The 24,320-nt window shown below is 69.9% G+C and carries 23 protein-coding genes and 1 riboswitch; of the genes, 16 read left to right on the top strand and 7 right to left on the bottom strand.

Annotation, left to right across the window (positions count from 1 at the left end):
- Positions 1-211 precede the first annotated feature (211 nt).
- The 3 genes from FHU39_RS12820 to FHU39_RS12810 all read right to left on the bottom strand — a co-directional run bounded on the left by FHU39_RS12820 (position 212) and on the right by FHU39_RS12810 (position 2,559).
- Complete coding sequence (locus FHU39_RS12820; protein ID WP_183320746.1) at positions 212-442, bottom strand: hypothetical protein; 231 nt, start codon at positions 440-442, stop codon at positions 212-214.
- Between the two features lie 86 nt (positions 443-528).
- Positions 529-1,188 carry a DedA family protein gene (locus tag FHU39_RS12815; RefSeq protein WP_183320745.1) on the bottom strand — a complete coding sequence of 220 codons (660 nt, stop codon included), beginning with the start codon at positions 1,186-1,188 and terminating at the stop codon, positions 529-531.
- An 18-nt stretch (positions 1,189-1,206) separates the two neighbouring features.
- The gene (locus FHU39_RS12810) at positions 1,207-2,559 is read right to left on the bottom strand and encodes a serine hydrolase domain-containing protein (protein ID WP_183320744.1); all 1,353 of its coding nucleotides are present in this window, start codon (positions 2,557-2,559) and stop codon (positions 1,207-1,209) included.
- An 89-nt stretch (positions 2,560-2,648) separates the two neighbouring features.
- Between FHU39_RS12810 and FHU39_RS12805 the strand changes: the two genes are divergently transcribed.
- Together FHU39_RS12805 and FHU39_RS12800 are read left to right on the top strand one after the other, a co-directional pair.
- Entirely contained in the window at positions 2,649-3,431 is a 783-nt protein-coding gene (locus tag FHU39_RS12805) for an exodeoxyribonuclease III (protein ID WP_183320743.1), read from the top strand.
- Positions 3,432-3,480: 49 nt separating this feature from the next.
- Positions 3,481-4,047 carry a dihydrofolate reductase family protein gene (locus tag FHU39_RS12800; protein ID WP_183320742.1) on the top strand — a complete coding sequence of 189 codons (567 nt, stop codon included), beginning with the start codon at positions 3,481-3,483 and terminating at the stop codon, positions 4,045-4,047.
- A gap of 6 nt (positions 4,048-4,053) precedes the next feature.
- Here FHU39_RS12800 and FHU39_RS12795 read toward each other — a convergent pair whose 3' ends face one another.
- Entirely contained in the window at positions 4,054-4,629 is a 576-nt protein-coding gene (locus FHU39_RS12795; RefSeq protein WP_183320741.1) for a GNAT family N-acetyltransferase, read from the bottom strand.
- 201 nt (positions 4,630-4,830) lie between these two features.
- Here FHU39_RS12795 and FHU39_RS12790 point away from each other — a divergent pair, with 201 nt between their 5' ends.
- Together FHU39_RS12790 and FHU39_RS12785 are read left to right on the top strand one after the other, a co-directional pair.
- Positions 4,831-6,381 (top strand): HNH endonuclease, encoded by a 1,551-nt coding sequence (locus FHU39_RS12790; RefSeq protein ID WP_183320740.1) that lies wholly within the window; start codon positions 4,831-4,833, stop codon positions 6,379-6,381.
- Positions 6,382-6,416: 35 nt separating this feature from the next.
- Complete coding sequence (locus FHU39_RS12785) at positions 6,417-7,430, top strand: DUF2804 domain-containing protein (RefSeq protein WP_183320739.1); 1,014 nt, start codon at positions 6,417-6,419, stop codon at positions 7,428-7,430.
- Between the two features lie 25 nt (positions 7,431-7,455).
- Here the strand turns inward: FHU39_RS12785 and FHU39_RS12780 are convergent, their stop codons facing one another.
- Positions 7,456-8,043, bottom strand: a complete 588-nt coding sequence (locus tag FHU39_RS12780) for a TetR/AcrR family transcriptional regulator (protein ID WP_183320738.1) — start codon at positions 8,041-8,043, stop codon at positions 7,456-7,458.
- 92 nt (positions 8,044-8,135) lie between these two features.
- Between FHU39_RS12780 and FHU39_RS12775 the strand changes: the two genes are divergently transcribed.
- The 4 genes from FHU39_RS12775 (at position 8,136) to FHU39_RS12760 (ending at position 12,873) form a co-directional block, all read left to right on the top strand.
- Positions 8,136-9,380 carry an MFS transporter gene (locus FHU39_RS12775; protein ID WP_183320737.1) on the top strand — a complete coding sequence of 415 codons (1,245 nt, stop codon included), beginning with the start codon at positions 8,136-8,138 and terminating at the stop codon, positions 9,378-9,380.
- A gap of 33 nt (positions 9,381-9,413) precedes the next feature.
- On the top strand, positions 9,414-9,749 hold the full coding sequence (locus FHU39_RS12770) for a TfoX/Sxy family protein (RefSeq protein WP_183320736.1): 336 nt from the start codon (positions 9,414-9,416) through the stop codon (positions 9,747-9,749).
- Between the two features lie 45 nt (positions 9,750-9,794).
- Complete coding sequence (gene pcrA / locus FHU39_RS12765) at positions 9,795-12,200, top strand: DNA helicase PcrA (RefSeq protein ID WP_183320735.1); 2,406 nt, start codon at positions 9,795-9,797, stop codon at positions 12,198-12,200.
- Between the two features lie 109 nt (positions 12,201-12,309).
- Positions 12,310-12,873: a hypothetical protein gene (locus FHU39_RS12760; protein ID WP_183320734.1), complete on the top strand. Its 564-nt coding sequence runs from the start codon at positions 12,310-12,312 to the stop codon at positions 12,871-12,873.
- A 17-nt stretch (positions 12,874-12,890) separates the two neighbouring features.
- On the opposite strand, the gene FHU39_RS12755 is transcribed toward FHU39_RS12760, so the two are convergent.
- A complete protein-coding gene (locus tag FHU39_RS12755; protein ID WP_183320733.1) occupies positions 12,891-13,670 on the bottom strand; it encodes a M23 family metallopeptidase in 780 nt (259 codons plus the stop codon).
- A gap of 170 nt (positions 13,671-13,840) precedes the next feature.
- On the opposite strand from FHU39_RS12755, the gene FHU39_RS12750 reads away from it, so the two are divergent.
- The 5 genes from FHU39_RS12750 (at position 13,841) to sucD (ending at position 20,286) form a co-directional block, all read left to right on the top strand.
- A complete protein-coding gene (locus FHU39_RS12750; RefSeq protein WP_183320732.1) occupies positions 13,841-14,434 on the top strand; it encodes a PadR family transcriptional regulator in 594 nt (197 codons plus the stop codon).
- On the top strand, positions 14,431-15,171 hold the full coding sequence (locus FHU39_RS12745) for an ABC transporter ATP-binding protein (protein WP_425484779.1): 741 nt from the start codon (positions 14,431-14,433) through the stop codon (positions 15,169-15,171). The genes FHU39_RS12750 and FHU39_RS12745 overlap by 4 nt, the downstream gene beginning before the upstream one ends.
- Position 15,172: 1 nt before the next feature.
- Positions 15,173-17,941 carry an FtsX-like permease family protein gene (locus tag FHU39_RS12740; protein ID WP_183320731.1) on the top strand — a complete coding sequence of 923 codons (2,769 nt, stop codon included), beginning with the start codon at positions 15,173-15,175 and terminating at the stop codon, positions 17,939-17,941.
- A 252-nt stretch (positions 17,942-18,193) separates the two neighbouring features.
- A complete protein-coding gene (gene sucC / locus FHU39_RS12735; RefSeq protein ID WP_183320730.1) occupies positions 18,194-19,366 on the top strand; it encodes an ADP-forming succinate--CoA ligase subunit beta in 1,173 nt (390 codons plus the stop codon).
- Positions 19,367-19,401: 35 nt separating this feature from the next.
- Complete coding sequence (gene sucD, locus FHU39_RS12730) at positions 19,402-20,286, top strand: succinate--CoA ligase subunit alpha (RefSeq protein WP_183320729.1); 885 nt, start codon at positions 19,402-19,404, stop codon at positions 20,284-20,286.
- Positions 20,287-20,391: 105 nt separating this feature from the next.
- Here the strand turns inward: sucD and FHU39_RS12725 are convergent, their stop codons facing one another.
- Positions 20,392-21,054: a prepilin peptidase gene (locus tag FHU39_RS12725; RefSeq protein WP_183320728.1), complete on the bottom strand. Its 663-nt coding sequence runs from the start codon at positions 21,052-21,054 to the stop codon at positions 20,392-20,394.
- 116 nt (positions 21,055-21,170) lie between these two features.
- Between FHU39_RS12725 and FHU39_RS12720 the strand changes: the two genes are divergently transcribed.
- The 3 genes from FHU39_RS12720 (at position 21,171) to purN (ending at position 24,218) form a co-directional block, all read left to right on the top strand.
- Positions 21,171-22,388 (top strand): cell division protein PerM, encoded by a 1,218-nt coding sequence (locus FHU39_RS12720; RefSeq protein ID WP_183320727.1) that lies wholly within the window; start codon positions 21,171-21,173, stop codon positions 22,386-22,388.
- Positions 22,389-22,526: 138 nt separating this feature from the next.
- Positions 22,527-23,486: an endonuclease domain-containing protein gene (locus tag FHU39_RS12715; protein WP_246336220.1), complete on the top strand. Its 960-nt coding sequence runs from the start codon at positions 22,527-22,529 to the stop codon at positions 23,484-23,486.
- A gap of 69 nt (positions 23,487-23,555) precedes the next feature.
- Positions 23,556-24,218, top strand: a complete 663-nt coding sequence (gene purN, locus FHU39_RS12710; protein WP_343065856.1) for a phosphoribosylglycinamide formyltransferase — start codon at positions 23,556-23,558, stop codon at positions 24,216-24,218.
- A 14-nt stretch (positions 24,219-24,232) separates the two neighbouring features.
- Positions 24,233-24,310, top strand: a riboswitch (ZMP/ZTP riboswitch).
- Positions 24,311-24,320: the final 10 nt, after the last annotated feature.

Raw genomic sequence — 24,320 nt, 5'->3', positions numbered from 1 at the left:
CGAGAGGCTCACAAACCCACTGAGCGGCTCAGTAAATCGGCCTCGGCGGGCACCGTTTGCTGGGCCTGTCGGCGCTTACTGGGCCTCTCGGCGTTTGTTGGGCCTCTCGGCGAGTAGCGGGATCAGTCCGAGAAGAACGCCGGCGATCCCTCATGGGCCTGGCCCAGCACCGCATCGGGCAGCCGGCGATCCGTCCACCGGTGGCCCGGCCTCAGCTCGCCGGCCGCTGCCAGGCGGGCTCCTCGCCCTTCTCGTAATCGGCGAACGCGTTGCGCAGGCCGAGCAGGACCTCGGCGGTGGTCTCGAAGAGGGCCTGGGCCCGTGGCTCGTCGATCTTGGTGATGTCTCCGCGCAGGTGGTCGGCCAGCTCGGTGAGCCGGACCTGGATCTTGGCGGTGTGTCGCAGCGGGTTGCTGATCGGGAGTGTGTTCGGGTCGCTCATGGCGTCCTCCTACTGTCGGGTTCACGTCATCCCAGGCTTCCACCGGGCGCGTGGCCGCACTTGATCGGGCTTGCGCACTCTCCTCGTCAGTCCGTGGACTGCTGTGCCTGCGCCTCGTGACGAGCACGCTCCTCGGCGAAGAGCTTCACGTTGCGCTCCAGTTTCCGGCGCAGGATCGTCGAGCCCAGCAGGCCGAGCACGACCGCGACGCCGAGGGCGACATACGAGAAATTCTTGAGGTAGTCCTCCGCGGCCGTCCCGACGTAGTAGACGAGGTAGGTCGTGCCGCCCGCCCAGCAGATCGCGCCGGTGGCGTTGGCGAGCAGGAAGCGCGGGTAGTGCATCTTCAGCGAGCCGGACAGCGGGCCGGCGAAGATGCGCAGCAGTGCGATGAAGCGTCCGACGAAGACCGCCGCCATACCCCAGCGTTCGAAGACGTGCTCGGCGTAGTCGACCAGGTCGTGGCTGAAGTGGTGCGGGAAACGACGCTCCAGATAGGCGAACAGCCGGTGTCCGTAGCGGCGCCCGATCGTGTAGCCGATCGAGTCACCGATGACCGCGCCGAGGACGGCGGCGATCGCGATGCCGTGCGGGCTGACCGACACCTCGTGCCGCGAGGACAGGATGGCGGCTGCGACCAGGATCGTCTCGCCCGGGATCGGGACGCCGAGGCTCTCGATGCCGACCGCGAGCCCGGCGATCAGGTAGACCGCCAGGGGCGGGATCGTCGTCAGCCAATGGTCCATCGAGTTCCCTAACGTCGGTCAGCGCCAGCCGGTTCCGGCGCCACCCGGAATGTCTCCCGCAGGATCGTACGGCGTGCGCGCGAAGCGGAAGCTACCCAGGTCGAGGTATGCCGGTGCGCTGCCCGCGTCGCGGTGCACCGTGAGGCGTTCGCCGGCGAAGTACTCGTCGAGCCCGATCCAGCCGCCGTCGGCATCCGGCGCGAAGCGGGAGCCGCGGCCGCCGCCGAGCGGAGCCAGCCGCAACCCGGACCCCTCCCGGGTCAGCAGGTGCGGCCGTGGACCCCAGAACCAGGTGCCGACGATGTCTGCCGCTTCCGTGTGGGCCGGGTCGGCGGTCCACGCCGAGCCGATGCGCGGTGCGCGCTCGCGTAGTGCGTGCACGAGTTGCAGATTGTCCAGGTCCAGGCCGGCGGTGCTGTTGACCAACTGGACGGCGCCGTCGCCGGTCTCGGGGTCGATGCGCAGCGCCGACTGGTGGCCCGGCATCGAGCCGCCGTGGCCGATGAAACGCTGGCCGCCGTGGTTGATGATGTCGAGCCCGAAGCCGTAGGCGCGGGTGTATGACGCGCCGGGGTCGTCGTTGATCAGTGCGGGGATCTGCATCTCGGTGCGCAGCTCGTCCGAGAGCACGCGCCGGTCGCCGCGGGCGAGGAACTTCGCGAAGACCGCCAGGTCGTGCACCGTGGACCACAACTGCCCGGCGGGTGCCATGGCGAACGTGTCGGTCGCGGGCTCGTCGTGCAGCAGGTCCGCGTAGGGGTGCACGGCCAGGCCGGGAGCGGCGGCGGCGGTGGGCGCGTAGGTCGTGTCGCGCAGCCTGAGCGGCTCCAGGACCTCGACCTGCAGCCGGTCCCACCAGGTGCTGTCCCGCAACCGGGCCACCAGCTCGCCCGCGACCGCGAAACCGACGTTGCTGTAGTGGAAGCGGCGACCCGGCCGGTGGATGAGCCGGATGCTCGGCTGCAACTCGTCCCAGGTGCGCCCCTGGCTGCGCTCCCACCAGGCTCCTTCGGTCTCGGCCGGCAGTCCCGCCCCGTGGGTCAGCAGCTCACTGACCCGGACACCGGGGAGCCGGTCGGCGAGCTCGGGCAGGTGTTGTGCGACCGGGTCGGTGAGGGTGACCAGGCCGTCTTCCACCAGTCGCAGGGTGAGCACCGCGGTGAATGTCTTGGTGATCGATCCGATGCGGTATTGCGTTGCGGTGGTTGCTGTTTCGCCATCGGGGCGGCCGTTCGTGCGGCCGGCGGCGCCGGACCAGACGATCTCTCCGTTCCCGATCACGGCGGCCGCTGCCGACGGCGCCCTGCTGGTGCGCTGTGCCTCGGCCAGTCGGGCGTCGAAGAGATGCGTCAGGGCGGTGTGCAGGGCCATGGTTCGATCCAATCATGCGAGTCGAGTGCCGGAGGGGCGCAGCGGGGGAGGTGTATCGAGACAGGGGGCGAGAATGAGAGAGTCTTCGGGTGCGAGTTGTGTCAGCGAATGTCAACGGGATCCGTGCCGCCGCCCGTCGTGGTGGCCTCGAGTGGCTGGCGGCGCAGGACGCGGACGTTCTGGCCTTGCAGGAGGTTCGGGCGTCGGGGGAGCAACTGACCGCGGCCGTGAGGGGCACGGTGTTCGAGGCCTGGGAGGTCGCGCACGCCCCCGCCGCTGCCGCGGGGCGGGCCGGCGTGGCCGTGCTGTCGCCGCACCCGATCACCGGGATCGTCGTCGGGCTGCCGGGTTTCGAGGATGCCGGACGGTGGGTCGAAGCGACCGTCGCCGTCGGCGACGCGTCGATCACGGTGGTGTCGGCATACGTCCACACCGGCGAGGCGGGTACGTCGAAGCAGGACGAGAAGTTCGCCTTCCTGGAGGCGATGGGGGCGCGTATGGCGCAGTTGCTCGACCGTGACGCGGTGGTCACCGGCGACTTCAACATCTGTCATACGCCGCGAGATCTCAAGAATTGGAAGGGAAATCGCGGCAAGGCGGGTTTCCTGCCCGAGGAGCAGAAGCACCTGACGACGTGGTTCGAGACCGGGTGGGTGGACGTCGTGCGGGAGCGGGCCGGCGACGTCGACGGCCCGTACACCTGGTGGTCCTGGCGGGGGAAGGCGTTCGACAACGACAGCGGCTGGCGGATCGACTACGTGCTGGACTCGCCGTCCCTCGCCTCCCGGATCGATGCGCACCTGATCGGCCGTGCGGCGTCATACAGCGAGCGATGGAGCGACCACGCGGCGGTCGTCGTGGATCACTCCTGAGGTTTCGGTCATAGGGAACGCGTCGGCAGTCGCCACTACTGTTTCCGGGATGGCCGACTTCACGTATCTGACCGCCTGTTCGATCGACGGATACATCGCCGACGCCGACAACTCACTGCAATGGCTGTTCGATGTGCCTGCGGTCGAGTCCGATTCGACCATCCCCGATTTCATCGACAGTGTCGGTGTGCTCGCGATGGGTGCGACGACGTATTCCTGGGTGCTCGAGCACGAGGCGGTGCTGGAGCACCCGGAGAAGTGGCACGGGTGGTACGGCGACCGGCCGACGTTTGTGTTCACACATCGCGATCTGCCGCCCGTTCCGGACACGGACATTCGCTTCGTCTCTGGTGACGTCACGGACCACCTGGGCGCGCTGCGCGCGGCGGCGGGCACCCGGGCCGTGTGGCTGGTCGGCGGTGGAGAGCTGGTGGGGGCGTTCGACGACGCCGGCGCCCTGGACGAGATCCGCCTGAACATGGTCCCGGTCGCGCTCGGCGGCGGTGCACCGCTGCTGCCGCGACGCATCACCTCCGACCGGTTGTCGCTCGTCGAGGTGCGACAGGTCGGCCAACGCGTCGACCTGCGTTACGCAGTGCGCCGCACCGCAGGGTGAGGCTGATCAGTCGCCCTGGGCGAGGTCGATCCAATATCGGCGCACCGTGCCGTGGTCCGGGCTCTCACGAACGTCCTCGAGGACACCGCCGTTGCGCTCGATGGTGCGTGCCGAGGCTATGTTGTCGTTCTTGCACGTGACCAGGACGCGTTGCAGTCCAAGGGTTTTCGCCTGTTCGAGAGCGAGCCGGAGCGCGGCCGTTGCCACCCCGCGGCGGCGGGCCGAGGGGCGGACGCCGTAGCCGATGTGGCCACCGACATTGAGCAGGAAGTCGTTGAGCCGATGGCGGCAGGAGATCGAGCCGAGGATCCGTTCGGGGTCGCGCTCGTCGACGATCCAGGAGAGCGTGTCGTGCACCCGGTCCGGCGGAAGCTCGGTCGCCTCGTCGGCGTAGGAGGCTCGGAGAGCAACCCAGGCAGCGAACCGTTCCGGATCCACCAGGTCGTCATCGCTGATCGAGTCGGTCGCGAAGCCGTCCCGGTGTCCGTCGCCGAACTCGAATGCGCAGTCCAGAAACGCATCGTGGAGCTCGGTGGTGGGTGCTATCAGGCGGATCCGGTCGGCGGTCGCGTGGTTGACCATCCGGGGATCCTGTCACACCCTCGGCTGACCGAGCGACCGAGTTTCCCGTTTCCCAACCCCCGCGAGAGTGACGGCTCCCTCGCCGATCCACATCCCCCTGGCGTGACCTGTGGACGACGAGCCGGTTTTGCAGGGGATGTGGATAACAATACTCAGCGAAAAGCATTGTGCTGCAGTACTATTCGTGACATACTCGAACACATGGACGAGGAACCGCGGGACAACGGACCAGGCGCCGGCGGCGTACTGGACGTGACCGCGGTGCGCGCCTTCCACGACCGCCTCGACACGCCCCTGACCGCCGGTGACGGCGCCGACGTGGAAGCCCTGGTGGAAGAGTTACGGGTCCTGGACGAGTTACGCAACGCGATCACCGCCCGGCAGGCGCGAGCGGTCGTGGCAGTGCACGACGCCCAAGCCGCCCGGGACGTCCCGCGCGGGATCGACCCGGCGGACACGACCCGGGTGGTCGGCTCGCAGGTCGGGTTCGCCCGCCGGTGCACCCCACACCAAGGTGCCGCGTTCGTCCACCTCGCGCACGCACTGGTGGGGCACATGCCGCACACCCTGGCCGCGCTGGCCGCCGGGGTCATCAGTGAGTGGGACGCGACCCGGATCGTGCGGGAAACCACCGGCCTGACCGGTGACCAACAATCCGGCGTCGACGCCGGGATCCGCGACCACCTCGGCACCGCCGCCAGCACCCGCCTGGCCGCCCTGGCGAAGGAGCAAGCGATGCTGGTGGCCGCCGAGGCGGTCGCGGCCCGCCGCCGCGCCGCCCAGGCCCGGCGTGGGGTGAGCCTGCGACCCGCCGGCGACACCATGGCCTACCTGACCGCCCTGTTACCGGTCAAGGACGCCCTGGCCTGCATGACCGCCCTGGAAGACGCCGTCACCACAGCGCGTGAAGCCGCCGCCGACGCCGGGGCAGACCCCGGCAGTGTGCACCGGGGGCAGGTGATGGCCGACACCCTGGTCGAACGCGTCACCGGCAGGGCGAAAGCGCACGAGGTGTTCGGGGTGACGGTGAACCTGCTCATGCCCCTGGACACGCTGCTGGGCGACACGCCCGCGCACGTGCCCGGGTACGGGCCGGTCCCGGCGGACCTGGTGCGTGAATGGGTGGCCACCGGGGACCCGACCGGTCCGCGGCTACGCCGGTTGTTCACCCACCCCGGCACCGGTGACATCATCGGCATGGACTCTCGTGCCCGCCGCTACCCGGGGTTGCTGGCCCGGCTGATCCTGTTCCGCGACCAGACCTGCCGCACGCCCTGGTGCTCGGCTCCGGTGCGGCACACCGACCACGTCACCAGGCACACCGACGGTGGCGCCACCAGTGAGCGCAACGGGCAAGGACTGTGCGCCCGGTGTAACTACGCCAAAGAACACCCCGACTACCAGGTCACCGGCCACGCCGGACACACGAGCACCACGATCGGCGGGCTCACCGCAGCCAGCAGGCCACCGGCACCACCAGGCATGCCACCACCCACCGACTCCCACCCCGAACACACCCTGATGACCATCATCTGGGACCACAACCTGTCCCAACGCGACCAAGAACTCCAACGACACCAACAGGACAAGCAAGACCGCGAGAAACGCCGACACGAACCAGGCAGCGACACCAACACCGACACCGACCATCAACCAGGCACCGACCCGACACCAGACGACTGGGCATCCGACGACTGGGAAACCGACGACGACCGCTGCCAAGACGACGGCGACGAGATCGCCGACGACTAGTCGGCCCGTCCGGCCCGATCTGCCATCATCCCGGCATGGCCACGCCACGCCCGAGCCCGCGGATCACCTCGCCCAGCTCGCTCACCGACGCTGCCGGGCGCCTCAACCCCGCAGCCGTCGGCTGGACCTCCGAGCCACTGCACAACACCGACCGCATCGGGCGCGGACGGGTGGGTCGCGGACGCAACAAGCGGTGGGAGTACTGGGCGGTCACCACGCCGAATCATGTTGTGGCCATGACGGTTTCGGACATCGATTATGCGGGTGTCGGCAACCCCTGGGTGCTCGACCGCGCGACCGGCAACGAGATCAACCAGGACGCCATCACGCCCTTCGGCCGCGGCGTGAAACTGCCGGGCACGTTGGACGCCGGACCGGCCACCCTGCGCACCAGAGGACTGGACCTCACCGTCACTCCGCAACCCGGCGGCACCCACCTGCAGGCGAGTAGCGCCCGGGTCGAGGTCGACATCAGAGCGGCCCTGCCGGACCCGCACGAGCGTCTCGGGGTCGTCGTGCCCTGGACCGATCGGCTCTTCCAATACACCGTGAAGGACGTCGCCCGGCCGGCCACCGGGTCCGTGCGCATCGACGGCGTCGAGCATCGGCTGCCGGAGGGCAACTCCTGGGCGACCCAGGACCACGGCCGGGGGCGCTGGCCCCGGTCGATCACCTGGAACTGGGGCGCCGGGTCCGGACGGGCCGACGGTCACGACATCGGCATACAGGTCGGCGGCACCTGGACCGACGGCACCGGCGCCACGGAGAACGCGCTGTTGATCGACGGCCGTCTCACCAAACTCGGCGAGCTCGCCTGGAGCTATGACCGAGGAGACTGGCGGGTGCCCTGGCGGGTCAGCGGCCCGGGCGTCGACCTGACCCTGACGGTCGAACACGTCCGCCACGCCGCCACCGACCTGCGGATCATCCGCTCGCGGACCTGGCAGTGCTTCGGCGCGTGGTCCGGCACCGTCACGGCTGCGGACGATCAGTCGTATGACGTGCCCGGCGTCTTCGGCTGGGCCGAGCACGTTGAGCAGTTGTGGTGACGGTGCCCGCGAATCGGGAGCGGGCTCAGACCCTTTCGCGCTGACGCATCGACAGCACGTCAGCCACGAGCCGCTCGGCATACGTCCTGTCGATCGGCATCGCGAAGACGACGTGGTGATAGAGCGGCGCGATCACGTGATCGAGCACCTGCTCGACCGACGGCGCCTCCTCGCCCCGGGTGCGTGCCCGGCTGATCATCTCGGCGAGTTGTTCGCGGCGCGCGTTCCAGCACGGACAACCGCTGGCCAGCACGCCGTCGCGAGCGTTGACCATGGCCCGCAGGTAGCGGGTGCGGTGCGGGCGCACGATGTCCTCGGCGATGCTTCCGGCCCACGCGCCGAGATCGCCGGAGAGCGACCCGGTGTCCGGCAACTTCTCGTCCTCGCGGGTGAACACCGCGACCGCGACCTCTTCGAGCAGTGCGTCGACATCGCCCCAGCGCCGGTAGACGCTCGTCGGATTGACTCCGGCCAGTTCCGCGACCATCGGAACGGTGATCTGGTCGGGTCGCTTGGTCGCCATCAGCTCACCGACCGCGCTGTAGACGGCGTCCTGCACGCGCGCGCTGCGACCGCCGGGGCGGCGCTTCACGGGGGTGGATTTCGTCGACATACGGGAATTATTGCAATTCGTTTGGCATTAAGTCGAGCGCGGCGTACGCTGAGCCGCTAAAAGCAATGAAATTTGCAATTAGTGAGGCATCCATGTCGTACCGACTGTCCCGCCCCGTCGGCTTCACCGTCGCAGGGCTCGCCATGACCGGCCTGATGATCGGTGCCGCGGCACCGTCCCCGCTCTATCCGATCTACCAACAGCTCTGGGGTTTCTCGTCGTTCACGCTCACGATCATCTTCGCCGTGTATGTCGTGGCGCTGCTCGTCACCCTGCTGACCGTCGGCTCGCTCGCGGACCACATCGGCCGGCGCCCGATGCTCGTCGGCGGTCTCGTCCTGCTCGCGGTCGCCATGATCGTGTTCGCGCACGCTTCAGGGGTGGGGGAGCTGGTTCTCGCTCGCATCGTGCAGGGGGTTGCGACGGGAGCGATCACCGGTGCGGTCAGCGCACTGATCCTCGACCTGCAGCCGAGTCCGCACATCGGGTCCGTGGTGACCGGAGGTGCGCCCGGCGTCGGCCTCGCGCTCGGTGCGGCCATCGCCGGCGGTCTGGTGCAGCACGCGCCGGCGCCGCGGCAACTCGTCTTCTGGTTGCTGCTGGTGTGCTACCTGCTGCTGGCGGGCGCAGTGCTGTTCGCCCCGGAGCCATCGCGCCGCGGGACGGACCGGCGCGCCATACGCAGCGCCCTACGGCCGAGTGTCGGGGTGGCCGACCCTGCGCGGTCGACGTTCGTCACCTGGGCGCCGGCGCTGGTCGCCACCTGGGCGCTCGGCGGGCTGTACCTCTCGTTGGGTTCGTCCGCGGTCGCGCGGCTGCTCGGCGTCACGGACCACTTCCTCGTCGGGATCGTGCTGGCGAGCTTCTTCGCACCGGCCGGTCTGGCGCTGCTGGTGATCCACACCGTGCCGCAGCAGGCGAGGCGACCGCTGGGCCTGGCCTCGCTCGGCGGTGGCGTCGTGGTCACCGTGGTCGGGGTGCTCCTCCCGTCGGTCGCCGTGTACGTCATCGGCTCGGTGATCGCCGGCGTCGGGTTCGGTGTCACTTTCCAGGCGGCCGTCTCGGCGATCGGTGCGGTGACCCCTGCGGACGGGCGCGCCCGGACCTTCGCCGCGACCTACGTCCTCGGCTACACGGCGTTCAGCCTCCCGGCGGTGATCGCGGGGCTCGCAGCGCAGGACTGGGGACTGCGCCCCACCCTGGTCGGGTATGGCGCCCTCGATGTCGCCCTGGTCGTCGCCGCGGCGCTGCTCGGCGTGCGAGCGGCCCGTCGGGCGGCGCTCGCGCCGGCCTGCCCCGCAGCCGTGGCGCCCGCCGGGGCCTGCCCGAAAGGGTGACGCCCGTCGGTGCCACCGGCGACAATCGTCGTCATGGCGTACGACGGGGTGTTGGTCGACCGGATCCGCGAGCTCGTGGCGGACGACCTGGACGTGACCGACAAGCGGATGTTCGGGGGAGTGGCCTTCCTCACGGGTGGACACCTGGCGGTCGCCGCTTCCCGCAACGGCGGGCTGATGGTCCGCGTCGACCCGGAGGACAGCGAGGAGCTGCTGCGGGCGGAAGGAGTCTCACGGATGGTGATGGGCGGACGCACGATGAACGGCTGGCTGCGCGTCGCCGAGGAGCAGTTGGACGACGACGGGCTCGCCGAATGGGTGGCGCGCGGCCTCGACTTCGCCCGCGGCCTGCCGCCGAAGCAGGCGTGAGCGGCTCCGGTCGCGTCAGTGCGTCCAAGTAGGCTTGCGTTCAAGATGAGCAGCCTTTTCGACGACCTCCCCCTGCCCGGATTCCCGCCCGACGCCGCCTCGGCGACGGTTCCGACAGACGTCGACGAGCGGGGCGTACCCACCTGGGCAAGCCTCAGCAAGGACGCGGTCCGGGATGTCGAGAAGCCCGCGGCACCGTCGATGCGTGACCCGGAGAGCCTGGTTGCCGGGCTCAATCCGCAGCAGCGGGAAGCCGTGCTGCACGAAGGCCCGCCGCTGCTGATCGTCGCGGGGGCCGGCTCGGGAAAGACACGGGTGCTGACGCACCGCATCGCCTACCTGATGGCCGCACGCCACGTACAACCCGGTCAGATCCTCGCCATCACCTTCACCAACAAGGCGGCCGCGGAGATGCGCGAGCGGGTCGAGGCCCTCGTCGGTCCGGTGGCGCGGACCATGTGGGTGTCGACCTTCCACTCAGCCTGCGTGCGGATCCTGCGGCGTGAGGCCGGCAAGGTCGGGCTGAAGTCGACCTTCTCGATCTACGACGCGGCCGACAGCCAGCGGATGATGGCGCTGGTGATGCGCGACCTGGATCTCGACCCGAAGCGCTTCCCGCCGCGGTCGTTCAGCCACCAGGTCAGCAACCTCAAGAACGAGCTGATCGACGAGGAGACCTACGCCTCGCAGGTGGTCGAAGGCACCCCGCAGGAGCGCGCGCTCGCGGAGGCCTACTCGTCGTACCAACGACGGCTGCGGCAGGCCAACGCGCTCGATTTCGACGACCTGATCATGATGACCGTCAACATCCTGCAGGCGTTCCCCGACGTCGCCGAGCACTATCGCAGGCGGTTCCGGCACGTGCTGGTCGACGAATACCAGGACACCAACCACGCGCAGTACCAGCTCGTCAAAGAGCTTGTCGGCGCAGCTGTTTCGGATCCTGCGCTGGGCGAAGTGCCCCCTGCGGAGCTGTGCGTGGTGGGTGACGCCGACCAGTCCATCTACGCCTTCCGCGGCGCGACCATCCGCAACATCGTGGAGTTCGAGCAGGACTACCCCGACGCGCACACCATCCTGCTGGAGCAGAACTACCGCTCCACCCAGAACATCCTGCAGGCCGCCAACGCCGTCATCGCCAAGAACGAGAGCCGCCGGCCCAAGAAGCTGTGGTCGGAGTCCGGTGACGGCGCACCGATCGTGGGGTATGTCGGAGACTCCGAACACGATGAGGCGGCCTTCGTGGCACGCACCATCGACCAGCTCGGCGACGAGCACGGCGTCAAGCCCAAGGACGTCGCCGTCTTCTACCGCACCAACGCCCAATCCCGCGCGTTGGAAGAGGTTTTCGTGCGTGTCGGCCTGCCCTACAAGGTGGTCGGAGGCACCCGCTTCTACGAACGGCGCGAGGTCAAGGACGCGCTCGCCTACCTGCGGGTCGTGTCCAACCCGGCCGACACGGTCAACCTGCGCCGCATCCTCAACGTGCCCAAACGGGGCATCGGTGACCGCGCCGAGGCGTGCGTCTCGGCGCTCGCCGAGCGCGAGCGGATCCCGTTCATCGCCGCCCTCGGGCGAGCCGGCGACGCACCGGGCATCGCCACCCGCTCGGTGACCTGCATCAACGCGTTCACCGCGCTGCTGGAGTCGCTGCGCAAGGTGCACGAGGCCGAGGAGACCGGAGTGGGGGACCTGCTCGAGGCGATCCTCGACCAGTCCGGCTACCTGGCCGAGTTGCGGCAGAGCGCCGATCCGCAGGACGAGACCAGGGTCGAGAACCTCCACGAGCTCATCGCGGTGTCGAAGGAGTTCGACGAGAACTATCCCGGTGGGTCGCTGGAGGACTTCCTGGAGCAGGTGTCCCTCGTCGCCGACACCGACGAGATCCCCGATGAGGAGGGCGAGGACGTCGGCGTGGTCACCCTGATGACGCTGCACACCGCCAAGGGACTGGAGTTCCCGGTGGTGTTCCTCACCGGTATGGAGGACGGGACGTTCCCGCACCTGCGGGCACTCGGCGACCCGAAGGAGCTCGAGGAGGAGCGCCGGCTCGCCTACGTCGGCATCACCCGCGCGCGGGAACGGCTGCACATCTCGCGTGCCGAGGTCCGCTCGGCGTGGGGCGCCCCGCAGTACAACCCGCCGTCCCGTTTCCTCAGTGAGATCCCGTCGGGTCTGATCGACTGGCAGCGGGTGACGACGACGGCGACCCGGCCCTCCTCCACACCGGCCGTCGCCCGCCTCGCCGCTCGTCCCGGGGTCCGCAGCCCCGGCAATCGCCCTGTCATCTCACTGGATTCGGGCGATCGCGTCACCCACGACACCTTCGGTCTCGGCTCCGTCATCCGCGTCGAGGGCCAGGGCGAGCGCGCCATGGCGCACATCGACTTCGGCGGGGACATCGGGGTCAAGCGGCTCCTGCTGCGTTACGCGCCGGTCGAGAAACTCTGACGTCGGGTCGGCTCCCGCATCGAATTGGTGTCGATCGCAGGAATCGGCGTCGACGCTCGCTCACCCGGTGCTTTCCTTGAGGTGGGTCCTGCTTCGAGGGGTGGTGGACGTGCGTCGGTCGATTCCGCGTGGTGCGGTGAGCAGCGCCGCCATCCTCGGATGCTTGTTGCTGGTGCTCGCCGGCGTGCTGTGGTTCGTCCACTACCAGGACAACCGACGTTCCGTTCAAACCGTGTCCCGCCTTCCTGCTCCGCCGACGGCACACCGGTTGCACGGTTACTGCGACCCGCCGGTCTGGTCCCCGTCGGTGGCGGACGGTCGGGGTGGCCTCGTCACCGCCGATCCGCACCCGACGGGAGCGGTCGTCTACTGGCTTCCGGGCTCGAATGCCAGCAGGTGCCACGTCGTGGTGGCGAAACTGACCGAGGCCCAAGCAAGCTCGTTGGCGACGGATGTCCGCAACTCCGTTGTCAGGAAGGGCACCTATGCGTGTCCGAACGACGACGGCTCGGCGGCCTGGATCTTCTTCCGGTATGCCGACCGGTCCGACTTCGAGGTGGTCGACGCGCAGCTGACGGGCTGCACCTTCGCCAGTGCACCGCATCGCGGCTCGGTCGGCCCGGCCTGGCGTGGCACGGTCGAGTTGGACGCGCTCCGGCCGGCTGGGACCTGACCCGGCCGCAGCCCGGCTCAGAAGACGCCGCGGGCCTGCAACCAGGGTGTCGGATCGATCGGTGTGCCGTTCAGGTGGATCTCCAGGTGTAGGTGCGGCCCGGTCGACACGCCGGTGTTGCCGGAGTAGCCCACCTGCTGACCGCGCGCCACCGACTGGCCCGGCGCCACCGCGACGCTCGACAGGTGACCGTAGGTGATCTGGATGCCGTCGCCGTAGTCGATCGTGACGTGGATGCCGAAGCCGGGCACCCACCCGGTCGACACCACCGTGCCGACGTGCATCGCGCGCAACGGGGTGCCCCACGGGATCGCGAAGTCGTCGCCCAGGTGGTACGTCGAGCCGATTCCGCCCGGTGACAGGCGTGCCCCGAAGCCGGAGTCCATGCTCCCGGCACAGCCCGCGACCGCGCAGGTCCACGGGTTCTGATGCGTGACAGTCGGTTTCGGCGACCGCTTGGCTGTCTTCGCCTTCGAGTCGGCTAGCTTCGAGGGTGCATCAGCCGGAGCGAGCGGGGCGCGGGTGTCATCGCGGGATGCGCTGCCGAGCAGTTGCCGTTTCACCGAGGGCGCGCCCGCGACGCCGGGTGTGAACTTCTCGTGGGGCCCCGGGTCGAGGGCCAGGTTGCGCGCCCCGAGAGGTACGGGTGTCACGCCCGCGACCACGGCGCCGCCGACGGTCGCGACCACGGCGACGCCGGCCGGAACCGCCCGACGCGACTTCGGCGGATCGGCTCGGTGTCGCCCCTGCGGGCGGATCGGTGCGGTCGGTCGATGCCGACCTTCGTACTGGCTCATCGCCTTCGTTGCGGGAGGAGGGGGCAGTCGCACACCCGCGACAGCTTATGAGTCAGCCGAGCTGCGTGGGGCGAATGTGATGGATCGAGTCGGTTGCGCCCGCCGGATATACCGGGTATACATGGACCTCACCAGGGTACATACCGGGTATACCTGTCGGGGAGGGTTGCATGTCGATCAAGCACAGCCTGCTGGCGCTGCTGCAGGGCGGTCCGATGTATGGCGCCCAGCTGCGCCAGGAGTTCGAGCAACGCACCGGTGGGACCTGGCCGCTCAATGTCGGCCAGGTCTACACGACGCTCGGCCGGCTCGAGCGGGACGGACTCGTGGAGAGCGCCGGCGCCGCCGACGAGGAGGGTCGCATCGCCTACCGGCTGACCGACGCGGGACGCTCGGAGGTGCAGCAATGGTGGACCGTGCCGGTCGCCCGCGAGCAGACGCCGCGCAACGAGCTCGCGATCAAGCTGGCGCTCGCGGTCACCCTGCCCGGAGTCGACGTGCAACGCATCGTGCAGACCCAGCGGACCGCGACCATGACCCACCTGCGGGACCTGACCCGGCTCAAGCGCGGCGCCGACGGTGACGACCTCGCCTGGGAGCTGGTGCTGGAGTCGCTGATCTTCGCCGACGAGGCCGAGGTGCGCTGGCTGGACCACGTGGAAGCGAGGATCGCGCGCGTCACCCCTACCCGGGCGAAAGCCTCGCGGACGGCGCGCGTCGCCACCCCGGGGAACGCTGGACCGCGTGAGGAGGTGTCACGATGATGAGCGCCGGCACGACGCAGCAGCCGACCCTCGTCCTGCGGGCCGTCGAGCGCACCCACGGCAGCGGCGAGACCGCGGTGCACGCGTTGCGTGGAGTGAGCCTCACCGTCAGCCCCGGTGAACTGGTGGCCGTCATGGGGCCGAGCGGCTCCGGCAAGTCCACGCTGCTCAATGTGGCCGGCGGGCTGGACACGCCGACTGCCGGCACGGTGTCGATCGAGGGTGTCGACCTCGCATCACTGTCACGCCCCGGTCTGGACCGGTTGCGCCGCCGCACCATGGGCTTCGTCTTCCAGGACCTCAACCTGATCCCGTCGCTCACTGCGATCGAAAACGTCTCTCTGCCCATGGAATTGGACGGTGTCAGCCTCCGCAAGGCACGCGCGGCGGCACGCGACGCGCTGGGGAGGGTCGGCATCCTCGAGCTCGCCGACCGATTCCCCGAGCACCTGTCCGGTGGACAACAGCAGCGCACCGCGATCGCCCGCGCGCTCGTCGGCGAGCGACGGCTCGTGCTCGCCGACGAACCGACCGGAGCACTGGACTCCACGACGGGTGAAGCAGTGCTGCGCACCCTGCGTGACCAGTGCGACGACGGCGCCGCAGGGCTGTTGGTGACGCACGAGTCGCGTCACGCGGCCTGGGCGGACCGGGTGATCTTCCTGCGTGACGGCGTGATCGTCGACACGACGGGCGATGCCGCCACTCCCGAGTCGCTGCTCCACCAGGAGGTCTGACATGGACACCTCGGGGGAGTCCGTGTCGGACGCGCGCCTGCGGCGATCAGGAGGCGTCGCAGGGTATGTCGGGGGCTGGCGGGTCTCACTGCGACTCGCCGCCCGCGACCTGCGCGCACACAAGGGCCGAGCGGTCCTGGTGGCACTGCTCATCGGGCTGCCGCTGTTCCTGGTCGCCGGGGGTGCGACGTTCGGCTTCACTGTCGACGTCAACGCTCGCGAGGGCATCACCCGCACCATGGGCGACGGCCAGGCGCTGCTGAGCTTCATGTCCGACCCCGGCCAGGTCGTGCAGCAGTCCGCCGACGGTCAGACCGGCGGGACAGGGGATGGCCCCGGGGTGGCGAAACCGCTGTATTTCCCTGGGAAACCTGCACATCCGGGTGCTGCCGACGTCCAGCGGGTCACCGGTGGCACCGTGCTGCCGGTGACCGATGCGCGCGTTCGGGTGCGGATCGGGGACCGTGCCATCGGCGCCAATGTGCTCGGCATCGACGGACGCCGCACGGCATACGACGGTATGACGCGCCTGACCAGCGGGCACTGGCCAACGTCCGAGAGCCAGGTGCTGGTCTCGCGGTCCGGCGCCGCGCACGGGCTCCCCACCAGCGGCACGCTCACCCTGGACGACGGCAACGGCCACACGCGCGACGTGACCGTCGTCGGGCGCGCCGACACCCCGAACGCCGAGGACCTGGTGGCGTTGCCCAGGGGACGGGCCGGCACCTGGATCCTGCAGCGGAGCACCCCGGTCCGGTGGGCCGAGGTCGAGCAGCTGAACCGCTACGGCCTGCTGGTGGACAGCCGACAGGTGATCGACCATCCCGCGGAGGCGAAGGCCCACCCCGAGGCCGACGGTCTGGACTACGGCAGCGGCGTGCCCGGGACGATCTGGGTGCTGCTCGGCACCGGGCTCGTCGTGATCATCGCGCTGCTCGCCGGACCGGCGTTCGCATCCAGCGGCGCACGGCACCGCCGGGAGCTCGCCCAACTGGCGAGCAACGGAGCCGGCAAGCGGCAACTGCGACAGTTCGTGTTCGCGCAGGCCGTCCTGCTGGGGGTCTGCTCGGCGTTCGTGCTGATCATCGCCGGCGCCCTGGTCGGCGGCGCACTCGCCGCGGCGGTCGGTCACTGGGTGCCGACGATGGCAGCGCCCGGACCACTGGACCTGCGGTGGGGTTGGGGAGTCCTGCTCTTCGCCATCGCGGTCGCCGCTGCCCTGATCGCCGCCTTCCTCCCCGCCGTCGCCGCGTCCCGTGTCAACCTCATCGCGGTCCTGCGCGGACACGTCTCGATGAAGCGGGTGCACTTCGGCTGGCCGCTTCTCGGTGTCGCCATCGCCGCGGCGGGCGGCGTCATCGTGATCGCGGCCTTCGTGCGCACCGGGGCACGCGCGGCCCAGACGCCGCCGGCGCTCACCGCCCTGCTGGTGCTCGGCGCCGTCGCCTTGTTCGCCGGCACGTTGATGACCGCGCCCTGGTTGCTGACCCGCCTCGGCGCGTTGTCACAACACCTGCCGCTCGCCTGGCGGATCGCGGCGCGGGACGTCGGGCGGCAGCGCGGCCGCGCCGTCGCCACGACGGGCGCGATCCTGGCGACCGTCGCCGCGCTCACCACGTTGCTGATCGGGCTGGCCAGCTCGGAGGACGCATCCAGGGACGCCTACCAGCCGTCCCTGCCGGCCGGTCAGGGCGTGGTGTCCCTCATGGGCGGGAAGGCGGACGCGGCGTCCGCGCTCTCGGTGGTGCGGCACGCGATACCCGACGCGACCGTCGTGACGTTGCACGCCGTCGGCGCGTCCGGGATGGATCCGACCGAGTCCGGGAAGGTCTTCGCGGCATACACCGGCGGTTGTCGTGACGCCCAGGCACTGAAGCTGAGCTTCCGCGGAACCAGCACCGATTCGTGCAAACCGTCGGTGGACCTGACCGAGGCGGGCCTGCTCGCCGCGACACCGGAGCAGGCCGCCCGCATCTTCCGGCTCAGCGACCGTGACGTCGCGGCGCTGCGCAGCGGCCGCGTGCTGCTGCCCGCCGGGGCGAAGCAGTCCTCGATGCGGATCGTCGCAGGGCACAAGGACGGCAAACGGTTCGTGGTCAGCGGGGCGGTCACGCTCCCGGTGCAGGCCTCGGCCCAAGGGGTGTTCAGCATCATGCCGCCGAAGCCGGACGCCTACTCGAGTTACGGCGCGACCGTCGAAGCCCCCGCTCTGGTGTCGACGGAGGCGGCCCGCCGGATCCCCGGTGGCGACTTCGTCCGGTCGATCCTGGTCCGCGCACCCGGCGGCATCTCGCAGTCCGCGCAGCGCGCCATCGAGGAGCGGCTGAACAACGACAGCTACCTGTATGTCGAGCGCGGTTACCCCGCGACGGGCCGCTGGGTCTACCTCCTCATCGGCGGCGTCTTCGGACTGCTCGTGCTGGTCGCGACACTCACCTCGACCGCGTTGTCGAACGCCGAGTCGCGGGCGGACACGGCCACGCTCGCGTCGCTCGGCGCTCCCGCGTCGCTGCGCCGCAGGATCGCCGGGGCCAACGCGGCGCTCATCGGCCTGTTCGGCGCACTGCTCGGCCTGATCGTCGGCCTGGTCGCCGGGTTCGCCGTCAGCCACCCGGTCACGATCGTCAGTAACCCGAACGCCCGGCACGCCGTGACCGCCATACCCTGGCTCGAACTGCTCGTGGTGGCCATCGGGGTACCACTGCTCGCGGCGGCGCTCGCCGCGCTCGCGACGCGCGGACGGGTGCCGATGACCCGCCGGCTGAGTTGAACCGCGTGAGTTCGGTCACCTACTGACGGGTAGACCTGGACCCAACCTGTGCGGGACCGGCACGTAGCACTAGCATCCGATCTGGACAACGAGGTCTCGGACACGCCGCCCCGGCGGCTCACGGTGGCCTTCAACCCTTCAGAAGTTCATCACGAAACGACAGGAGGGGGCCTGCTCCGCTCGACCGGCCGGCAGCATGTGCGACCTCGGTCGGCCCGCGGGGACGACTCCCGGGACGAGGACGGATTCCGCGTGGATCTTTTCGAATACCAGGCGCGCGACATGTTCGAAGCGCACGGAGTGCCGGTGCTGGCCGGCAAGACGGCAACCACCCCGGAGGAGGCCGAGCAGGCCGCGGCCGAGATCGGTGCACGGTCCGGCGGCGTCACCGTCGTCAAGGCACAGGTCAAGACCGGTGGCCGCGGCAAGGCCGGCGGCGTCAAGGTCGCCAAGTCGGCGGAGGAGGCACGCGACCTCGCGGGCCAGATCCTCGGCATGGACATCAAGGGCCACACCGTCGGCACCGTGATGATCGCCCAGGGCGCGGACATCAAGGAGGAGTACTACTTCTCCGTCCTGCTCGACCGGGCCAACCGCACCTACCTGGCGATGTGCAGCAAGGAGGGCGGCATGGAGATCGAGCAGCTCGCGGTCGAGCGCCCCGACGCCCTCGCGCGTGTCGCCGTCGACCCCAACGTGGGCATCGACGCGGCCAAGGCGAAGGAGATCGTCGACGCCGCCGGTTTCGACGCCGAGCTCGGCGCGAAGATCGCCCCGGTGCTGGAGAAGCTGTGGGAGGTCTACCGCGACGAGGACGCCACCCTGGTCGAGGTCAACCCGCTGGTGCAGACCGGTGCCGGCGACATCGTCGCCCTCGACGGCAAGGTCACGCTGGACGCCAACGCCGACTTCCGCCACCCCGACCACGCGGCGCTGGAGGACAAGTCCGCCGCCGACCCGCTGGAGGCGAAGGCCAAGGAGAAGGGCCTCAACTACGTCAAGCTGGACGGCCAGGTCGGCATCATCGGCAACGGCGCGGGCCTGGTCATGTCCACCCTCGACGTCGTCGCCTACGCCGGCGAGCAGTATGACGTGAAGCCGGCCAACTTCCTGGACATCGGCGGCGGCGCCAACGCGCAGGTCATGGCCGACGGTCTGGACGTGATCCTGGGCGACGAGCAGGTGAAGTCGGTCTTCGTCAACGTCTTCGGCGGCATCACCGCGTGCGACGAGGTCGCCAACGGCATCAAGGGTGCCTTGGAGATCCTCGGCGACAACGCGACCAAGCCGCTGGTCGTGCGCCTCGACGGCAACAGCGTCGAGCAGGGCCGCGCCATCCTCAACGAGCTGAACCACCCGCTGGTGACCCAGGTCGACACGATGGATGGCGCCGCGGCACGCGCTGCCGAGCTCGCGTCCAAGTGATCCGCTGACGGCATACGACAAAGGAATCTTCAAGAATGTCAATCTTTTTGAACGCTGACAGCAAGATCATCGTGCAGGGTATGACGGGCGGCATGGGCTCCAAGCACACCGCGCTGATGCTCGACGCCGGCTCCAACATCGTCGGCGGTGTCAACGCACGCAAGGCGGGCACGACCGCGGAGATCGGCGGCAAGGAGCTGCCCGTCTTCGGCACGGTCAAGGAGGCCATGGAGGCCACCGGCGCGAATGTCTCGGTCGCGTTCGTGCCGCCGAAGTTCGCCAAGGACGCGGCCATCGAGGCCATCGACGCCGAGATCCCGCTGCTGGTCGTCATCACCGAGGGCATCCCGGTGAAGGACGCCGCCGAGTTCTACAACTATTCGGTCGGTAAGCAGACCCGGATCATCGGCCCCAACTGTCCCGGCATCATCACCCCGGAGGAGTCGCTGGCCGGCATCACGCCGCACACCATCGCCGGCAAGGGCCCGATCGGACTGGTCTCCAAGTCCGGCACGCTGACCTACCAGATGATGTACGAACTGCGGGACTTCGGCTTCACCACGGCCATCGGCATCGGCGGTGACCCGGTCATCGGCACCACGCACATCGACGCCCTCGAGGCGTTCGAGGCCGACCCCGACACCAAGGCCATCGTGATGATCGGCGAGATCGGTGGCGACGCGGAGGAGCGTGCCGCGGCATACATCAAGGAGCACGTGACCAAGCCCGTCGTCGGGTACGTCGCCGGCTTCACCGCGCCGGAGGGCAAGACCATGGGCCACGCGGGCGCCATCGTGTCCGGCTCGTCCGGCACCGCAGCCGCGAAGAAGGAAGCTCTCGAGGCCGCCGGCGTGAAGGTCGGCAAGACGCCGTCCGAGACCGCGGAGCTGATGCGGGAGATCCTGAAGAACCTCTCCTGATCGAGGGGAGCACTACCTGACCGAGCGGAGTACACGATCCAGCGGATCGTGTACTCCGCTCGGTGCGTGTGTGCTCCTGTCGGTCGTCGGGACCGGGGCCAGGGGTCAACCACCGCCGAGCAGCGCGACGATCGCGCCACCGATCATGAACGGGCCGAACGCGATGTGCGAGTGCCGCGTCGCCCGGCGGCTGAGCAGCAGCCCGGCCGCCCAGAGCCCACCGAGGACGAAGCCACTCACCGTGCCCGCGAGCACCGCGGACCAGGACAGCCGGCCCAGCAGCACACCCAGGCCGGCCGCGAGCTTGACGTCGCCGAGGCCGAGGCCTGCGCCGCCCGGCGACGCCAGCACCATCACGAGGTATGCCGCCGGCAGGCACACCCCGGCGAGCACCGCACGCAGCAGGGGGAACCACTCGCCGGTGACGGCGCTGCAGACCGCCGCGATGAGGATCGCGAGCGGCACGAGCGGGAGGGTGAGCGCGTCCGGGAGCCGGTGAACGTCCAGGTCGATCGCGGCGAGCGCGGCCAGGACCGGCAGGCTGCAGCAGTAGGCGACCGCGACGCCGGCGCTGTGGGTGTCGGTGAGTGCATGTCCGACGAGAAGGGCCGTCACCGGTAGCGCGACCAGCAGCCAGGCGTGGCTGCGGGTGGGCGTGTCCGCCTCGTCGTCGCGGCGGTGCCGCTCGGTGCGCAGCCGGGTCCGCAGCAACACCGCCACCGGCGCCGCGACGCAGCCAGCGATCACGCCGGCCAGCCACGGGTCCATGCCCCGTGACAGTACCCGGTGGCGTGGGGTCGGCCCGGTGTCGTGGCTCGCATTCTGGGGATCAACGGCGTGCCTGCGCGACGTGCGTGCGGTGGGCGGCGACCATGGCAGGCAACATGAGCCTCCTGGATCGCGCCCGCAGCACCCTGCCCACTCCGGCGACCTCCCGAGAGCCCCGCGACTGGCTGCAGCTCGCGATCGCTGCCGGGTACGGAGCGGTCGGGGCGATCACGCTCGGCCTGGTGCTGATCGTGCCGGTGATGGCGGCGTGGGCCGCCGATCCGCACAGCACCACGTCGTGGACCGATGCCCTGAGCTTCAGCGGGGACGGCTGGGCGCTCGCGCACCGCGGCCACGTCGCGGTCGCCGCAGGTGCGTCGCACTCGGTCACCTTTGCGCCGCTGGTGCTCACCGCGCTCGCTGTGGTGTTCGCCCGGATGGCGGCCAAGGCGATGCTCACCCACCTGTCCGGGCGATCCGGTGCGTGGTGGGAGGGGCCCTCGTCATACATCCTGGGGTATGTCGTGGCGGGCCTGGTCATCACCGGCCTCGCGTTGAGCGGCCCGGCCCACCCCAACCTGGTGACGGTGCTGCCCGGCGCGATCGTGGTCGGCGCCGCGGGCTGTGCGTGGGCGCTGCTGCGCAGTGACGAACCGGTCGCCGAACAGGCCAAGACGTTCGTCGATGACCATCTTTCGCTGTCGACGCGCCGCGCGTTGCGCCCCGCCACGCAGGGCGTGCTCGGCTATCTGGGGATCGGCGCCGTGATCGTGCTCGTGCTGGCGGTGACACACGCTTCGCAGGTCGGGGAGCTCAACGGGCAGCTCCAGCCGGGCATCCTCGGCGGGGTCGTGCTGTGGGTCGGCCAACTGGCGGCGTTGCCCAACCTCGCGCTCTGGGCGGGCGGCTGGGCCACCGGCGCCTCGGTGCAACTGGGCGCGGTCAGCGTCGGCAGCACCTCGGTCCACGGCGGCGTGCTGCCGATGATCCCCGTGCTGGGTGCGGTGCCGGGCGCCGGACCGCTGCCCACCGGCACCAACCTCGCGCCGCTGCTGCCGGTGCTGCTGGGCTGTTTCGTGGGCCATCGCGCACTGAGCAACCTGACGACCTACGCATCGCTGAAGACGAAGGTCGTGACCGCGGCCCAGGCCGCCGGACTCACCGCGCTGATCGTGCTGGTGCTGAGCTGGCTGTCGACCGCCGGCGTCAGCGGTGGCTCGCTGGACTACATCGGCCCGTCGTTGCTGATCGTGCCGTTGCTGGTGGTGGAACTGCTGCTCGGCGCGCTCGTCGCGACGCTGTTCCTGCACTGGAAGCGGGCGCTGCGCCGCTGACGGGACGCCGGGGGTCCGCGCGGCCCCGGTTATGCACATCGCGCGGTATGGCGCGCGTTCTGTCCATCGCGAGCGACGCGTAGCGCGTTATCCACAGCACGAAAGCGCCGATCCGGTGGATCGGCCAGCATCGTGCCCATGACGCAGCGACGATCGACGGCACATGTCGTGGTCGGAATGCCGCTGCGGTATGGCGCAGACCGGCGCATCACGGCGGCCGAGCTGGCCGCGGAGCACGGTGGCGTCGTGCACCGGGTTGCCCTGGCGCACCACGGCATCGGGCGGGACGCCATACGCAATGAGGTCGCCGCCGGCCGGTGGTTCAAGGTGGGCCGGCACACGGTGGCGATCGGTTCACCGGACCTCGGTCAGCCGGCGTCATGGTGGCGCGCCTTGTGGGAGAGCGGATCGGGTGCTCGTCTCGATGGGGCGGCTGCGCTCGTCGCGCACGGCTTGCGCGGCTTCACCGTGCGCACCATCGACGTCTCGCTGCCGGCCAGGAACCGGTATCACCGCGTCGACGGTGTCACGTTGCACACGGTGCGAGAGCCGGATCCGGCGTTGGGGGCAGGGATCCCCAGGGTTGTGGTGGAGGTGGCGACGATCCACGCCGCGCAGTGGGCGGTGAGTGATCGGCAGGCGGCGCTGCTCATCTGCCTGCCGATGCAGCAGCGGATGACGACCGCGGCACGGCTCGCGCTGGCCTGGCGGGGAGTGACGCGGTCGCCACGCCGGGCGTTCCTGGCTGCGGTCATCGCCGATGTCACCGACGGTGCACACTCCCTCGGCGAGCTCGACTTCGCCCGGATGGCCCGCGGTGCCGGGCTGCCCGAACCCACTCGGCAGGCGGTGTGCACAGGGCCGAACGGCCGCGTCTATCTCGACGTCCGGTGGGACGACGTCGGCCTGGTGGTCGAGATCGACGGCGGTCATCACACGCTCGCACTCAACCCCGTCGACGATGCGCTGCGGCAGAACGAGCGGGTCGTCGCGGGTGAGCGGGTGTTGCGGATACCGGTGATCGGCCTGCGGCTGGCGCCACAGGAATTCCTGCTGCAGGTCCGCCGGATGTACGACACGCTCCGGTCACGGCGTTAGACGCATCGCGCGGCATGGCGCGCGATGTGCATAACCGGGGTTCGGGGTGACTGCGCTACTCTGCGGCCCGTGGTCGACTCTCAGCCGGTGCCCGTGGTCGTGCTCGTCTCCGGATCGGGGACCCTGCTCCAGGCGTTGCTCGACGCCGCGCAGGATCCGGCGTACGGCGTGCGCATCGCTGCGGTCGGCGCCGACCGGCCGAACATCGAAGGCCTTGCCCGGGCGGAGCGTGCCGGTGTGCCGACCTTCGTCTGCCGCGTCAAGGACTACGACGACCGCGCAGCCTGGGACGCCGCGCTGACCGAGCAGGTGGCGGCATACGAGCCCGCGCTGGTGGTGTCGGCGGGTTTCCTGAAGATCGTGGGGGAGCGGTTCCTGGCCGAGTTCGGCGGGCGCTACCTCAACAGTCACAACGCGCTGCTGCCGAGCTTTCCCGGCATACACGGCCCGCGCGATGCGCTGGAGTATGGCGTGAAGCTCGCCGGCGCAACGCTTTTCGTGGTCGACGCGGGTGTCGACACCGGCGCGATCGTCGCGCAGTGCGCGGTGCCGGTCGAGGACGACGACACGGTCGAGTCGCTGACCGAGCGCATCAAGGCCGTCGAACGTCCGCAACTGGTCGACTACGTCGGCCGGATGGCGCGTGACGGCTTCTCGGTGGACGGCCGCCGCGTGCGGATCGCGCATCCTGCGGGTCGAGTGCCCGGGGGAGCGCAGCGGGGGAGGGTGTAGCGAGACCAGCTATCCTGATCCCACACGACTGGCGCAGGTGGGGTAACCACCAGGGAGTGGAGTCGCGTGCATCGCCCGCCTGGGTGCGCGCATCGATTCGAC

The organism is Flexivirga oryzae, from assembly GCF_014190805.1.
In the GTDB taxonomy this organism is placed as follows: Bacteria; Actinomycetota; Actinomycetes; order Actinomycetales; family Dermatophilaceae; genus Flexivirga; species Flexivirga oryzae.
The sequence above is the reverse complement of the archived record's forward strand: the minus strand, read 5'-3'. Positions and strand labels throughout refer to the sequence as shown.